Annotated in this window: 14 protein-coding genes; 8 read left to right on the top strand and 6 right to left on the bottom strand. The window is 71.7% G+C overall.

Annotated features, from left to right (window positions below; translation table 11 throughout):
• The first annotated feature begins 50 nt into the window (after nt 1-50).
• Nucleotides 51-575 (top strand): DinB family protein, encoded by a 525-nt coding sequence (locus HQQ88_RS08980; protein WP_173169254.1) that lies wholly within the window; start codon nt 51-53, stop codon nt 573-575.
• Between the two features lie 145 nt (nt 576-720).
• Here HQQ88_RS08980 and HQQ88_RS08975 read toward each other — a convergent pair whose 3' ends face one another.
• A complete protein-coding gene (locus HQQ88_RS08975; protein ID WP_111084401.1) occupies nt 721-1683 on the bottom strand; it encodes a sugar-binding transcriptional regulator in 963 nt (320 codons plus the stop codon).
• A gap of 25 nt (nt 1684-1708) precedes the next feature.
• On the bottom strand, nt 1709-2545 hold the full coding sequence (locus tag HQQ88_RS08970) for a GolD/DthD family dehydrogenase (protein ID WP_254066998.1): 837 nt from the start codon (nt 2543-2545) through the stop codon (nt 1709-1711).
• Nucleotides 2546-2650: 105 nt separating this feature from the next.
• Between HQQ88_RS08970 and HQQ88_RS08965 the strand changes: the two genes are divergently transcribed.
• Genes HQQ88_RS08965 through HQQ88_RS08950 form a run of 4 tightly spaced genes read left to right on the top strand, consistent with a single transcriptional unit; the run spans nt 2651 to nt 7358 of the window.
• The gene (locus tag HQQ88_RS08965) at nt 2651-3781 is read left to right on the top strand and encodes a zinc-binding dehydrogenase (protein WP_123672438.1); all 1131 of its coding nucleotides are present in this window, start codon (nt 2651-2653) and stop codon (nt 3779-3781) included.
• A 27-nt stretch (nt 3782-3808) separates the two neighbouring features.
• Entirely contained in the window at nt 3809-5125 is a 1317-nt protein-coding gene (locus tag HQQ88_RS08960) for an MFS transporter (RefSeq protein WP_207895492.1), read from the top strand.
• An 11-nt stretch (nt 5126-5136) separates the two neighbouring features.
• Nucleotides 5137-6879, top strand: a complete 1743-nt coding sequence (locus tag HQQ88_RS08955) for a dihydroxyacetone kinase family protein (protein ID WP_173169253.1) — start codon at nt 5137-5139, stop codon at nt 6877-6879.
• Entirely contained in the window at nt 6876-7358 is a 483-nt protein-coding gene (locus tag HQQ88_RS08950) for a ribose-5-phosphate isomerase (protein ID WP_131845784.1), read from the top strand. The genes HQQ88_RS08955 and HQQ88_RS08950 overlap by 4 nt, the downstream gene beginning before the upstream one ends.
• A gap of 86 nt (nt 7359-7444) precedes the next feature.
• Here the strand turns inward: HQQ88_RS08950 and HQQ88_RS08945 are convergent, their stop codons facing one another.
• Nucleotides 7445-8914, bottom strand: coding sequence for an FGGY family carbohydrate kinase (locus HQQ88_RS08945; RefSeq protein ID WP_173169252.1), 1470 nt, complete (start codon nt 8912-8914; stop codon nt 7445-7447).
• Between the two features lie 139 nt (nt 8915-9053).
• Between HQQ88_RS08945 and HQQ88_RS08940 the strand changes: the two genes are divergently transcribed.
• From HQQ88_RS08940 to HQQ88_RS08930, 3 genes are read left to right on the top strand one after another with little or no spacing between them, the layout of a single operon-like run.
• A complete protein-coding gene (locus HQQ88_RS08940; protein WP_173169251.1) occupies nt 9054-10130 on the top strand; it encodes a sigma-E factor regulatory protein RseB domain-containing protein in 1077 nt (358 codons plus the stop codon).
• 38 nt (nt 10131-10168) lie between these two features.
• Nucleotides 10169-11131: an ABC transporter ATP-binding protein gene (locus HQQ88_RS08935; protein ID WP_173169250.1), complete on the top strand. Its 963-nt coding sequence runs from the start codon at nt 10169-10171 to the stop codon at nt 11129-11131.
• Nucleotides 11118-11996 (top strand): ABC transporter permease, encoded by an 879-nt coding sequence (locus HQQ88_RS08930; protein WP_173169249.1) that lies wholly within the window; start codon nt 11118-11120, stop codon nt 11994-11996. Before HQQ88_RS08935 ends, HQQ88_RS08930 begins: the two co-directional genes overlap by 14 nt.
• A gap of 25 nt (nt 11997-12021) precedes the next feature.
• Here HQQ88_RS08930 and HQQ88_RS08925 read toward each other — a convergent pair whose 3' ends face one another.
• The 3 genes from HQQ88_RS08925 to HQQ88_RS08915 all read right to left on the bottom strand — a co-directional run bounded on the left by HQQ88_RS08925 (nt 12022) and on the right by HQQ88_RS08915 (nt 14844).
• Nucleotides 12022-13083 (bottom strand): NADP-dependent oxidoreductase, encoded by a 1062-nt coding sequence (locus HQQ88_RS08925; RefSeq protein WP_133937948.1) that lies wholly within the window; start codon nt 13081-13083, stop codon nt 12022-12024.
• 249 nt (nt 13084-13332) lie between these two features.
• Nucleotides 13333-14247, bottom strand: a complete 915-nt coding sequence (locus HQQ88_RS08920; RefSeq protein WP_133937950.1) for a metallophosphoesterase — start codon at nt 14245-14247, stop codon at nt 13333-13335.
• A 165-nt stretch (nt 14248-14412) separates the two neighbouring features.
• Entirely contained in the window at nt 14413-14844 is a 432-nt protein-coding gene (locus tag HQQ88_RS08915) for a DNA methylase (RefSeq protein WP_173169248.1), read from the bottom strand.
• Nucleotides 14845-14863: the final 19 nt, after the last annotated feature.

The following is a 14863-nucleotide window of genomic DNA, read 5'->3' as shown; positions in this document are numbered from 1 at the left end:
ATGCGCCTGCGGATCCGGAAGGCTGAGTAACGAGGACATAACATCGGCGCATGGCGATCGAACCCGAGACGAAGAGCTGGACCTGGGTCATCGAGGGCACCTGCCCCGAGTGCGGCTACGACGGCACCACGGTGTCGATCCGCGACGTGCCGGGGATCATCGACGCGAACACGACCGCGTGGCCGACCGAACTCGGCCGGGATGACGTGCGCGAGCGTCCCGACGACCACACCTGGTCGGCACTCGAGTACGGCGCCCACGTGCGCGATGTGCACCGGAAGATGACCGAGCGGCTCGCCCTGATGCTCACAGAGGACGCCCCGACGTTCCCGAACTGGGACCAGGACGCCACGGCGGTCCAGGACCAGTACGGCGAGCAGGACCCGGCCGTCGTCGTCCGGGAGCTCGGCGAGGCCGCACACCGGGCAGCGCGGGCGTTCGACGAGGTCCGTGACGACCAGCTCCAGCGCACGGGGCTGCGGTCGGACGGCAGCACCTTCACCGTCGCAAGCCTCGCGACGTACTACGCGCACGACCCCGTCCACCACCTGTGGGACGTGCGGCGCACACACTAGGTTCGGGCGTACCTGCCCGAATCGGGCGTACCTGCCGGAATCGGGCGTACCTGCCACGAAGAAACGACCAGGTATGCCCGAAAGCGCCTTCCATCGCGCCCGTTCTGGGAAGAAACGCGCACCTGCCAGGCGTCGAGCAGACCGCTCAGGCGAGCGCGTCGAGCAGGGCGCGGGCCGTCGCGGCGTCCGACACCAGCTCGTTGACGAGCCCCCCGCGCACCGCGCCGACGATGCTGCCGACCTTGGCACTGCCGACGGCGACGCCGACGGCGTGCGGCACACCGGACAGGACCTCGCGCGAGGTCCGGACCATCCGGTCGCTGCCGGGGAACTCGATGGGCGAACCGTCCGCGGCGTAGAAGTTGAGGCAGACGTCACCAGCAGCGTGGTCGAACGCGGCGTCCTCGACGGGGACGCCCCGCGCCAGGGCGTCGCGCGTCGGGGTCGGCGCCCCGATGCCGAGGATCGCGCCCTTCGCCCGGCCCCAGAGCCCGACGACGTGCTGGAAGGCCGGGTCCTCGTCGAGCGAGGACCGCATCGCGGGCGACGGCAGCGCCTGCGCGAACAGGAAGGCGGGGATCGCTCCGGAGTGCTCCGCAGCGGTCCGGGTGATCTCGTTCGTCTGGAACCACGGCATCGGGTCGGCCTGCCCGCCCACCGTCGGGACGAGCTGCACGCCGGGCAGGCTCGGCATGCCGGCGTGTGCGACGTCGTACACCGTGCGGCCCGACGACATCAGGACGGCGTCGCCGGGGACGAGTCCCATGCCCTCGACCGCTGCGGCCAGGGGCGCGGCGAGGTCGGCGCCGAGCGTGGCGGTGTGCGTGACGGCGGCCAGGTGCACCGCTCGGATGCCGAGCACGACCTGCAGCCGTTCGGCGAGCGCGACGGTCTCGTCCTGGAACGGGTCGACGACCTCGATGCGGACGAGTCCGGCCTTGCGCGCCTCGGCCACGAGCCGCGACACCGTCGGACGCGAGACACCGAGGCGCGAGGCGATCTCGACCTGGGTGGCGTCCTCGAGGTAGTACATCCGCGCCGCCTGGTACACGGTGTCGAGCGGGAACCGGGTCCGGGCACCCTCGGCGGCAGGGTTCTCGGCGGACATGCGCCGATCGTATCCCCGGCACACCTCAGCGGATCGTGAACCCGCCGTCCACCCGGAGGTCGGCGCCGTTCACCATCGCGCTCGACTCCCCCGCCAGGAACAGCACCGCGGCGGCGATCTCGTCGGGGGTGGCGAAGCGGCCGGTGGGGATCTCGTCCTGGTGTCGGATGCCGTTCTCGTTCGCCCACGCGGCACGGCCGAGGTCGGTGAGCACGACGGTCGGCGACACGGTGTTGACGGTGACGCCGCGACCGCCCCACTCGAGCGCGAGCACACGGGTGAGTCCGATGACGCCCGCCTTCGAGGCGCAGTAGGCGGCGTGCCCGTCGATGCCGACGTGCGCGGCCTGCGAGGCGATGTTCACCACGCGCCCGTACCCGGCAGCGAGCATGTGCCGACCGACGGCCTGGGCGACGCGGAAGGTGCCGGTCAGGTTGACGTCGATCGTCCTCGACCAGGTCTCGGCGGACAGTTCGTCCGCCGGAGCGAGGGCGGCGATCCCGGCGCAGTTGACGAGCACGTCGACGCGGCCGAAGTGCGCGACGACGTCTGCGACGGTGCGCGCCACGGACGTCTCGTCCGTCACGTCGCAGCCGAACCCGGCATGGAGGCCCGCGGCCGCGCCCGGTGCATCGGTCGCGGCCGGCAGGTCGGCCGCCGCCGTCGTCGCGCCGTCCGCACGGACGTCGACGATCGCGACCCGCGCACCCCGTGCGGCGAGTGCCCGGGCGATGGCGTTCCCGATGCCGGAGGCGCCGCCGGTCACCACTGCGGTGCGGCCGGTGAAGTCGTTCGTCAGGTCGACGGTGTCCGGGCCCGGGCGGAGGGCTGCGGCGAAGTCGGTGGTGGCGCTGGTCGTCATGTTCGCTCCTTTGCGTCGGGTCGAACCTAGCAGAAATTGTGTTCTGGACAAACGTTCTGCGAGGTGTACAGTCGTCGCCGAAGCCATCCAACGAAGGAGCAGCGCATGTCGACGACGACCGAGAACGCGGCCACGACCGCCACCACGACCATCCCCACGACGATGCGAGCCGTCGTCGTCCACGGCCCGGGCGACTACCGGCTCGAGGAACGCCCCGTGCCGACGCCCGGTCCCGGCGAGCTCCTGCTCCGCACCGACGCCGTCGGCATCTGCGCGAGCGACCTGAAGTGCTACCACGGCGCCGCGAAGTTCTGGGGTGACGAGAACCGCGCCGCCTGGGCCGAGACGGACCGCATCCCCGGGCACGAGTTCGTCGGGACGATCGTGTCCGGCGACGACGACACCCTGGCGAAGCGGAAGGTCTCGCTCGGCGACCGCATCGCGTGCGAGCAGATCGTGCCGTGCTGGGAGTGCCGCTACTGCCTCGAAGGCGCGTACTGGATGTGCAACGTCCACGACATGTTCGGCTTCAAGGGCTACGACGGCGCGATGGCCGAGTACGTGCTCGTCCCCGCCAAGGCCCTGACCCACCCGGTGTCGAGCGCCCTGCCCGGTCAGGTCGCCGCGTTCGCCGAGCCGCTGTCCTGCGCGTTCCACGCCGTCGAGCGGGGCGACATCAAGTTCGGCGACACCGTCGTGATCGCCGGCGCCGGACCGATCGGCCTCTCCGCCATCGCCGGTGCTCGACAGAAGAACCCGCTCCGGATCATCGCGCTCGACGTGGTCGAGGCGAAGCTCGAGCTGGCACGCAAGGTCGGCGCGGACCTGACGATCAACATCGCCGAGGACGACGCCGTCGCCCGGGTCAAGGAACTGACCGACGGCTACGGCGCCGACGTCTACATCGAGGCGACCGGCCACCCGTCCGCGGTCCCGCAGGGCCTCAACCTGCTGCGCAAACTCGGCACCTTCGTCGAGTACTCGGTGTTCAAGGACGCCGTCTCCGTCGACTGGTCGATCATCTCGGACGACAAGGAGCTCGACGTCCGGGGCGCCCACCTCGGCCCGCACACCTGGCCGGCGGCGATCAAGCTGCTCGAGGCCGAGACCCTGCCGATGTCGGAGATCTGCACGCACCAGTTCCCGCTCGAGCGGTTCCAAGAGGCCCTCGACCTGGTCGGCGACTCCGCCGGCGCGAGCGTCAAGGTCTCGATCCTCCCGTCCCTGCAGGCCTGAGCCCGCCGACCCCTGGAGTCAGCAAGCATGTCAACGACGACACAGCGCGCCACCGGTGCGCCCACGACCCCTCGCGCCGAGGGCCGCCTCGACCGGATGGGGATCCCCCGCCCGCTCGCCCTCGGGTTCGTCGCCGTCCTGGTCTTCATGACCGGGAACGGCGTCGAGTCGAACTTCATCACCCCGCACATGGTCGCGGTCCTCGGCAGTCCCGAGGCCACCGTCGCGACGATCGTGACCTTCTACAGCCTCGCCGCCCTGATCGGCAGCTACGTCTCCGGCGCCCTCTCCGACCTGATCGGGCCGCGCCGGGTGATGATCCTCGGGTTCGCCGTCTGGGTCGTCTTCGAGGTGCTCTTCCTGCTCGCGCTGAACATCGGCAGCGTGCCGTTCGCGGCCGTCGCCTACGCCGTCCGGGGCTTCGGCTACCCGCTCTTCGCCTTCGCGTTCCTGGTCTGGGTGAACATCACCACCCCGGTCGAGCGGAACGGTTCGGCGGTCGGCTGGTTCTACGTCGCCTTCACGGGTGGCCTGCCGACGCTCGGTTCCCTCTTCGCGATCGGCGCCATCCCGGTGTTCGGCGGCGGCACGATCGGAGAGACCGGCGCGATGGTCGCCTCGATCGGCCTCGTCGTGATCGGCTTCCTCATCATGCTGTTCGGCGTCCGGCTGCCGAACGGGTTCTCCCGCATCGCCCCGGCCGGCGAGAGCGCCTGGCAGGTGCTGACGAGCGGCATCCGCCTGACCGTCACCCGGCCGAAGATCCTGATGGGCTTCCTGGTCCGCCTGATCAACACCGCGCCCGAGTTCGGCATGTTCGTCGTCCTGCCCGCCGTGATCGCGAACGAGCGCGGGTGGGGCCAGAGCCGCTGGCTGCTCATGACCGTGTGCGTCTACGCGACGAACATCCTGGTGAACGCGCTGTTCGGCTGGGTCGGCGACAAGATCGGCTGGCAGCGCACCGTCAAGTGGTTCGGCATCGTCGGGTCCGCCCTCGGCCTCATCGCCTGGTGGTACGTCCCGCAGCTCGTCCCCGCCGGCTCGGACTGGGGCTACGTGCTCTCCGTCGTCGCCGGCTGCGTGTTCGGTTGCCTGCTCGCCGGCTTCGTGCCGATGGGCGCGATCATGCCGGCGCTCGCCCCCGAGCACAAGGGCGCCGCGATGGCGATGTACACGACGGCAGCCGGTGGTGCGGCGTTCCTCGGCACCGGTGTGGTCGCCGCGGTCTTCGCGCTCGGCGGTGGCGGTCAGGCTGCGACCTGGACGTTCGTCGGTCTGTACGCCTGCGCGTTCGTGATGATCCACTTCCTCAAGGTGCCGCAGGGCACCCGCACCTCCCACTGAAGGACTCGAGCATGACCACGATCCACGACGCCCCCGACGAGTTCGCCGAGGACCAGCTCGCCGGCTGGCTCGCGCTCTACGCCGACCGCGTCCGCGGCGTCCACGGCGGCGTCGTCACCCTGCCCACCGAGGGCGCAGACCCCCAGGTCGCGGTGGTCGTCGGCGGCGGCTCCGGCCACTACCCCGCGTTCTGCGGGATCGTCGGCCCGGGGTTCGCCACCGGCGCCGTCGTCGGCAACGTCTTCACCTCGCCGTCCACCGCGCAGGTGTACTCGGTCGCCAAGGCGGCCGACCAGGGGAAGGGCGTCGTGCTGTCGTTCGGCAACTACGCCGGTGACACGATGAACTTCGGGCTCGCCGCCGAGCGGCTGCGCGCCGAGGGCATCGACACCCGGATCGTCGTGGTCACGGACGACATCGCGAGCGCCGACGAGGAGTCGAAGCGCCGTGGCATCGCCGGGGACTTCTCGGTCTTCAAGGCGCTGGGTGCCGCGGCCGCCGCGGGCGCGGACCTCGACGAGGTCGAGCGCCTCGGCAACGCCAGCAACGCCGCCACCCGCACGATCGGTGTCGCGTTCTCCGGGTGCACCATGCCCGGCGCCACCGAGCCGCTCTTCACCGTGCCTGACGGCCACCTCGGACTCGGGCTCGGCATCCACGGCGAGCCCGGCATCGAGGACGTGCCGCTGCTCCGCGCCACCGAACTCGCGGCGCTGCTCGTCGAACGAATGCTCGCCGACCGACCGGCGAACGCGGGCACCCGGGTCGCCCCGATCCTCAACGGCCTCGGCGACACCAAGTACGAGGAACTGTTCCTGCTCTGGGGCCGCGTGCTCCCGCTGCTGCAGGACGCTGGACTCGAGATCGTCGAACCCGAGGTCGGCGAACTCGTCACGAGCCTCGACATGGGCGGCTGCTCGCTGACCCTCCAGTGGCTCGACGACGAGCTCGATCCCCTGTGGCGCGCCGACACCTACACGCCGGCCTACCGCAAGGCGGCGGCGCCGATCGCGGCGTTGCTGCCGGCCGACGCCGTGGACGACGCCGAGGACGAGGCGACGGTCGTACCGGACGCGAGTGATGCCTCCCGGCAGGCCGCGCAGACGGCACGCGACGCGATCGAGGCGATCGACGCGCTCCTGCGGGAGCACGAGGAGGAGCTCGGCCGCATCGACGCCGTCGCCGGCGACGGCGACCACGGACGCGGCATGGTCAAGGGGATCGGCGCGGCTCGGAAGGCAGTCGACCGGGTCGGCCAGGAGGCAGGGGTCGCCTTCGTCCTCGGACGCGCCGGTGACGCGTGGGCCGAGTTCGCGGGCGGCACCTCGGGAGTCCTGTGGGGTGCGGCACTCGAGGCCTTCGGACGGTCGCTGCGCGACGACCGCTCCGCGTACGAGGCGTCCGACGTCGTCGAGGCCGCGCAGGCCTTCGCCGACTCGATCGTCCACCTGGGCGGGGCGTCCCGTGGAGACAAGACGCTGCTCGACGCACTGCTGCCGTTCGTGGATGCACTGCGGACCTCGGTGTCGGCTGGCTCCTCGCTCACCGACGCGTGGCAGGCTGCAGCGGAAGTCGCTCGTGACGAGGCCGACAAGACCGCCGACCTCACGCCGAAGGTCGGGCGTGCCCGGCCGCTGGCGGAGAAGAGCCTGGGGACACCCGACGCGGGTGCCACCTCGATGGGGATGATCCTCACGCGGGTCGGCGAGGTCCTCGCTGCCCGTGCGAACGAACTGGAAGGAACACACGCATGACGTACCGTCTCGTGATCGGCTCGGACGATGCCGGGTTCGACTACAAGGAGATCATCAAGCAGGACCTGCAGGCCGACCCGCGGGTGGCGTCGGTCGTCGACGTCGGCGTCGACGCGGACGGGCACACCGCCTACCCGCACGTGGCCGTCGATGCTGCACGACTCGTCGCGTCGGGTGAAGCCGACCGCGCGATCCTGATCTGCGGCACCGGACTCGGTGTCGCGATCGCGGCGAACAAGGTCCCGGGCATCCGGGCCGTCACGGCGCACGACTCGTTCAGCGTCGAGCGTTCGGTCCTGTCGAACGACGCCCAGGTCCTCTGCATGGGCCAGCGCGTCGTCGGCGTCGAGGTCGCCCGCCGGATGGCGAAGGAGTGGTTGGGCTACGAGTTCGACCGAACGAGCGCAAGCGCCTCGAAGGTCGCGGCCATCTGCGAGTACGACGGCAGCGCGCCCGCCGGCGTCGACGCTTCGGCGTAGGCGCGGCGGCACTCCCGCGGAACCAGGTTCCGGACACAGCACCGTGCATCTGCGCGGTGCTGTGTCCGTTGCGCGGGGTCGAACGGTCAGCTGCGCGCGGCCAAGCGGTGCACGACGGCCTTGGTCGCCTCGTAGAGCTCGCGGTAGTCGCGGTACCCGGGCTCGTAGGCCGCCGTCGCGACGGGGTCGGGCTCGATGACGGTGGCCGGCGGGTTCCACTGCCGGATGTCGACGTCGGCCACGAGCGCTGCCGCCAAGAACGCCGACCCGTACGACGCTCCCACGGTCACCGACGGCACCGTCTGCCGCAGCCCGGTGACGTCCGACACGATCGTCGGCCAGAGCCGTCCGAGCAACCCGCCGCCGGCCCCGACGAGCTCGCGGACCTCGACCCCGGCCGCACGCAGCACCTCGATGTTGTGCCGGACCGCGTAGGCCGTCGCCTCGAGCGTCGCCCGGTAGATGTCCCCACGCGTGTGCCGCACCGTCAGCCCGGCGATCACCCCGCGCGCGTCCGGATCGGCGATGGGCGTCCGCTCCCCCGCGAAGTACGGCAGCATCAGCAGCCCGTTCGCGCCGATCCCGGCGCACCGAGCCTCTTCGAGCATCGTCGGCCACTCGCCGTCGACCAGCCGTCGCAGCCAGTCGGTGATCGCCCCGGAGGTCGCCATCCCACCCGACACACTCGGCTGCCCCGGGTGCGTCCCGACCGTCGTCCACATGCCCGGCACCGGCGTCGGCTCGGCGGTCGGCGCGATCATGAACATCGTGGTGCCGTACTGCAGGAACATCCGGCCCGGCACGGACTCCCCGACGCTCACGCCCTCCGCCCATGCGTCGATGGTGCCGGCCGTCACGGGGATACCGACCGGGAGGCCCGTGGCCGCGGCCGCCTCGCGCGTCACCACGCCCGCCTGGTCGCCGGACCACAGCAGCCGCGGCAGGGGCAGGCCGGGCGCAAGCTGCTCGCACCACTCGGTGATCCAGGTGTTCTCGTGGACGTCGTAGAGCGGCGTGGTCTGGCTGGCCGAGTGGTGGTCGAGGACGTACTCCCCCGTCAGCAGCTCCACCACGCGTGACGCCGGCATCGTGAACCGGACCGCGCGCTCCCAGACGTCGGGCTCGTGCCGGGCGAGCCACGCGAGCTTCGCCCCGGCGGCCTGGGTGCTCAGCGCAGAGCCGCACCGGGCGCGGATCGTGTCCTCGCCCCCGAGCTCGGCCGTGACCTCGTCGAGCAGGTCGGCGGTCCGGGTGTCGACGCCGTACAGGATCGCCGGACGCAACGGGTCGCCGGCATCGTCGGTGAGCAGGACGCAGGGTCCGATGCCGCTGACCCCGACGGCCTGCACGTCGGCATCGGGGACGAGCGCGAGGAGCTCGTGCGTCAGCGTCGTGAACTCGTCCCACCACACGGCCGCGTCCATCTCGACCAGTCCCTGGGCAGGACGGTCGACGTCGTGCCGACGGCTCACCTCGGCGATCACGGTGCCGTCGAACCGGGCCAGCAGCGCCTTCGTGCTCGACGTCCCGATGTCCAGACCGAGCACCGCCCGCATGCCGCCTCCTTCGCCGCCACGCGACCGCCGTCGGTCGCGTCCCGAGTCTACGAACGATCGCGATCCGTCGACGCCCAGCGTCCTGTCGGGGGCCGGACGTACCGTACTCACGACTCCGATGCTCCACGAGGGGAACCCGATGAAGAAGTCAGCCTGGCTGCCAGCAGTCATCGCGCCGGTGGTCGTCGCCGGCGCCGTCGCCGCCCCGATGATCGCGAACGCGGCGAACGACCCGATCGCGGGGACGAACCCGACCGCGGCCGACGTCATCGCCAGCATCGCGAAGTCCTCGGACGCGCAGTACTCCGGCAAGCTCTCGCAGTCGAGCGACCTCGGACTCCCCGAACTGCCGACCGGTTCCGGCGGCTCCTCGCTCGAGGGCGACGCCTCGGACGTGCTCGGGCTGCTCACCTCGTCGCACACCGCCCGCGTGTACGTCGACGGCGCCGACAAGCAGCGCGTGCAGTTGACGCAGCAGCTCGCCGAGCAGGACGTGGTCCGCAACGGGTCCGAGGTCTGGACCTGGGACTCGAAGGAGCGCACGGCCACGCACGTGACCCTGCCCTCCGACACCGCGAAGGACCCGCAGGACGGTGCCACCACGCCGACCGACATCGCCGAGCAGGCCATCGACGCCATCACCCCCAGCACCACGGTCTCGAAGCCGACCGAGGTCAGCGTCGCGGGTCACGACGCCTGGCAGATCACGCTGACGCCGAAGTCCTCCGACACCCTGGTCGGCACTGTCCGACTGGCGGTCGACCAGCAGACCGGGCTCCCGCTGCGCGCGACGATCCAGGCCGCCGGGCAGGACGCCCCCGCGGTGCAGGTCGGGTTCACGAGCCTCGACTACGGCGCACCGGCCGCACGGCTCTTCGACTTCACGCCCCCGTCGAACGCGAAGGTCACCGAGAAGGACCTGTCCGACGCCGAGCACGGTGCGCACGCGAAGGGCGACCACGCCCACGGCGCGCACGACGGTGACGAGCCGACCTTCACGGGCGAGGGCTGGGGCACGATCGCCGAGCTCCCCGCCGGCACCGTGGACCAGTCGGCCCTCGGCGACGAGGCCTCGGGCCTGCTCGGCCAGCTCACGAAGGCCGTCGACGGCGGCCGTGCCGTCCAGACCTCGCTCGTGTCGGTCTACCTGACCGACGACGGCCGGGTCCTCACCGGCGCCGTGCCGGTGTCGTCGCTGGTCGCCGCCGCGAAGTGAGCGCACCGGAACCCGCGCACACGACGGAGCCGGCCGCCGTGGACGCGACCCGTCCGACCACGGGCACGGACCTCGCGATCCGCACCACGGCCCTCCAGAAGGTCTTCCGCAAGCAGCGCGCCGTCGACGGCATCGACCTGTCGGTGCCGCGCGGCGCGGTGTTCGGGTTCCTCGGGCCGAACGGCTCCGGCAAGACGACCACGATCCGGATGCTCCTCGGGCTGTCGAGCGCGACCGGCGGCACGATCGAGGTGCTCGGCCAGTCGATGCCGAAGGCGCTCCACCAGGTGCTGCCGCGCGTCGGTGCCCTGGTCGAAGGGCCGGCCTTCTACCCGTACCTGTCCGGGCGCGCGAACCTGCAGCGCTTCGACGCGGCCGACCCCACGTCGGACCCGCGCACCCGCAAGGCCCGCGTGGCCAGCGCCCTCGACCGTGTCGGCCTGACGCACGCGGCGGACAAGAAGGCGCACGCGTACTCGCTCGGCATGAAGCAGCGACTGGGCCTGGCGAACGCACTGCTCTCCCCGCGCGACCTGCTGGTGCTCGACGAACCGACGAACGGCCTCGACCCGCAGGGCACGCGCGAGGTCCGCAACCTCATCCGGTCCCTGGCGGACGACGGCACGACGGTGTTCGTGTCGAGCCACCTGCTCGCCGAGATCGAGCAGGTCTGCACCCACGCCGCGGTGATGCGCACCGGCAAGCTCGTGGCACAGGGCGAACTCGACGAACTGCGGTCCGCCGGAGCACGTACCGTGACCGTCCGCACGCCCGACGTCGGGCAGGCCGGCAGCGTGCTGAGCCGGCTCGGGCTCGTACCCCGGCACGACGGCGGCGCGGACGTCCTGGTCGCCGACCTGCCGCACGAGCTGCTGCCCGAGACCATCACCGCCGAACTCGTCCGCGCCGACGTCCGCGTCCGTGGGCTGACGGTGGGCGGCGGCACGCTCGAGGACCTGTTCGTCGCGCTCACCGGAGAGGGCTTCGATGTCGCTGCCTGACACTGCCCGTGCACTGCCCGACGCCGAGGCCGATGCCGAGGCCCCGCGCCGCCAGCGTCCCTTCGCCCTGCTCGGCTCCGAACTCGCGCTGGTGTTCCGACGCCGCCGCACGTGGGCGATGCTCGGGGCGCTGGCGCTCGTCCCCGTCCTGATCGCGGTCGCCGTGAAGCTGACGACCGACGGCGACGACGGCGGCCCGGCGTTCCTCGGCGACATCACCAACAACGGCCTGTTCGTGGCGTTCACCGCGTTGACGGTGTCGATCCCGCTGTTCCTGCCGCTCACGGTCGGCGTCGTCGCGGGCGACACCGTCGCGGGCGAGGCCAGCCACGGCACCATCCGCTACCTGCTCGTCGCTCCGACCGGCCGGGTGCGGTTCATCCTGGTCAAGTTCGCCGGCGCGGTCGCGTTCTGCCTGGCGGCCACGTTGCTCGTGGTGCTCGTCGGTGCGGCGATCGGTGCCGTGCTGTTCCCGATCGGTCCGGTCACCCTGCTGTCCGGTACCCAGGTCGGCGGAGCGTCGTACGCCGGTCGGGCACTGCTCCTCGCCCTGTACGTGGCGATGTCGATGCTCGGACTCGTGGCGATCGGCATGTTCGCGTCGACGCTGACGAACGTGCCGGTCGGGGCGATGGCCGCGACGGTGGTGCTGGCCGGGGCCTCCCAGGTCCTCGACCAGCTCCCCCAGCTCGACTGGCTGCACCCGTACCTGTTCTCGCACCAGTGGCTGGGGTTCGGCGACCTGCTCCGCGACCCGATCTCGTTCGACTCGTTCGGGTCGAACGCACTGCTGCAGCTCGGTTACGTGGTCGTGTTCGGCGCGCTGGCGTACAGCCGGTTCGCCTCGAAGGACATCCTGAGCTGAGCCCGACCGCCGAGCCCGACCGCCGTCAGCTCGCCGGACTCGCTGAGCCGCCCGCCATCGTCTCCGCCTCCGAGCCGCGCGCATCCGCGTAGCGGTCCCGCAGGTCGCGGGCCTTCTCGGAGCGGTACCAGTCGAGCCGGGCCCCGGTCTCGACCGTCTGCATCCCGATAACGACCTTGCCGCGTGACTTCATCTCGGCGAGGTCCTCGTACGCCTCGACGATGTACTCGAACGGGTAGAACCCCGAGATGAGCACCTGGAAGCGGCGTTCCTGCAGGGCCTTCGCCAGCAGGGTCAGGAGTTCACGGGTCTCCTCGTCCTCTGCCGGGGCGCGCAGGAACCGCAGCTCGATGTCGCGGCGCTCGTCCGACGACACGAAGCGCTCGGACCCGACCCCGAGGCGTTCCGCCAGGAGTTCGGCGTTGCTCTCCCCGTGGTTGTCGATGAAGGCGGTGATCGGCCGGCCGTCCGCGATCGCTCGGATGCGGTCTTCCTCGCCCTCGCCGTACACGACCGGCAGCGTGCCGATCTGCCGCAGGTAGTCGTGGTTGCGCGCACTGCCGAGGGTGATCACGGTCGCACCGGCGTCGTGCGCCAGCTGGCTCTCGATGTGGCCGACACCGCCCGCTGCAGCGGTGATGACGACGGTGTCGTCCGGTCCGAGGCGGAGCGATCGCACCACCGACACCGCCGTGCACCCGGCCAGGTACAGGCCACCGGCGACCTCCCACCCGACGTACTCGGGCTTCTTGATGACGGCACCACGCGGAACCGCGATCCAGTTCGCGTGCGATCCGCCCTGGGGCGCGTGCCCCATGACCTCGTCACCCACCCGAAGGTCCTTCACGCCGTCGCCCCGCGCCCGGACGATGCCGGCGAAGTCGACGCCCTGCCGTGCCGGGAACTCGAGCTCGATGTGGTCCCGGAGCTTCCCCTCGCGCAGGAAGCGCTCGATGTGGTTCAACCCGGCGGCGACGATCTCGACGACGATCTCGCCGGGGCCGGCCGTCGGCTTCTCCTGCGGGACGAGCTCGACCACGCTGAAGTCGCCGTACCGGTCGTACTGGACTGCCTTGCCGTTCCGCATGGGTGCTCCTTCGCTGGCGTGTGCCTCCGGCCTACTCGGTTTCCCCGCGTGCAGCCCGAGCAGGCGGGGTACCGGCCGTGGGCGGTACCGACGAGCGGACGGGAGGCCCGTGGCGGCGCCGCCACGGGCCTCCCGTCCGTCGGTCGCGCACGTCCAGGGCGCCCCGCGCGCTCGGTGCGCGTCGCGCGCTCACTGCACGCCGGCCGCTCGGTGCTTTCCGGCGGCCACTCAGTGCTTGCTGGCTGCCGCTCAGTGCTTGCCGGCGGCCGCGATGACGGACGCGACGGTCTCGGCGTCGAGGTGGAACGCGAGCGGGTCGGCGTCGGGGCGTGGGACGCGCAGCGGCGTCGACCAGACGGAGCCGTCCTCGGCGACGTCCACGACGAGGGCGCCGCTGTCGACGGAGGCCGATTCCTCGTCGTACGCGCCGGTGACGTCCGTGTCGTTCGCGACCCCGGGGGCGACGAGGACCGGGACCCCGGCCAGCGATCCGGCGAAGTGGTGGTGGTAGTGCCCGCCCAGGACCACGCGCACGTCGGACCCCCGGATCACGTCAGCGAGCGCCTCGGGGTTCTGCAGCCGGAGCGCCTCGTGCAGCTCGGTCGGGGCCGGCAGGGGCGGGTGGTGCAGGACGACGACCGTGCCGTGCGGGGCGTGGTCCCCGGCGAGCGCGGCGCGGAGTCGTTCGAGGCTGGCGTCACTCAGCTCGCCGTAGCCGGCACCCGGCACGCTCGTGTCGACCGTGACGATCCTCCGGCCGGCGACGAGGGACTGCCCCCACACCGGCACCGTCGGCGGGTGGTACTCCATCGTGTGCATGACGGGTCGGCCGCCCTCGCCGAGGACGTGGCCGTTGGACAGCACCTGGCGGAAGCCCTCGCGCAGGTCGTGGTTGCCCGGGACCGCGACGAGGGCGGCTCCGTGGCGTTCGGCCCATCCGCCGACCCGCTCGAGGACGGCGGCGTAGGACTCGGGGCTGCCGTCCTCGGACACGTCGCCCGAGATGACGACGAGGCCGATGCCGGGCACTCCGTCGACGTGGGCGAGCACGGCGTCCAGCGCTGCGGTGGTGTCGACGGCCCCCTGGTGCAGGGCGCCGTCGCCGGTCAGGTGGGTGTCGGAGAGGTGGAGGACGCGGAGGGTTCCTGCTGCGGGCGGCTGCATGGGGTCCACGGTAGCCACGGGGGCGATGGGTGGGCTGGGCGGGGCGGGGTTGGGTCGGGGCCGCTTCGTGGCGGGTCGTGGGCGCTTTGTGAGCAGGAATGGTCGGGTCGGGTCGTCAGACTCGACCGTTTCTGCTCACGAAGTGACTCGGGCACGCACCGGCGGTCAGTCCGGCAGCACAGCGTCCGGGATGTCCCGCAGGAAGATCTCGATCGTCTTCGGGCCGACCCCCTTGAGCGCGGCGAGTCGGTCGCGCAGGTCCTTCCGCGACGCCGCGGTCTTCACCAGGTGCGACACGGAGCCCTCGTCGGCGTCGAGCGTGTGCATCGTCTCGTGCAGGGCATCGGTCATCTGGTAGTCGAAGCGCGCGTAGCCGCCCTCGTCCAGGACCCTCCGCAGTTGCTCGCGTCCGGCGCCCGCGAACTTCCCCGGGCTGGTGAACCCGTGGTCGATGAGGACGCGGTAGGTCTCCGCCGCCTGCTCCTGCCGGATGGGCCTGCCGAAGAGCATGCTCGCGAGGAACCACCGGTAGAGCTGTTGGGGCTTGCCGTCGGACAGGTCGATCCCGAGGTCCGCGGCGTGGGTCACGTCGGCCATGGACCGGACGCTACCCGTG

It is taken from the genome of Curtobacterium sp. VKM Ac-2861 (genome assembly GCF_013204965.1).
GTDB lineage: Bacteria > Actinomycetota > Actinomycetes > Actinomycetales > Microbacteriaceae > Curtobacterium.
This window is presented reverse-complemented; position numbering and strand designations above follow the sequence as displayed.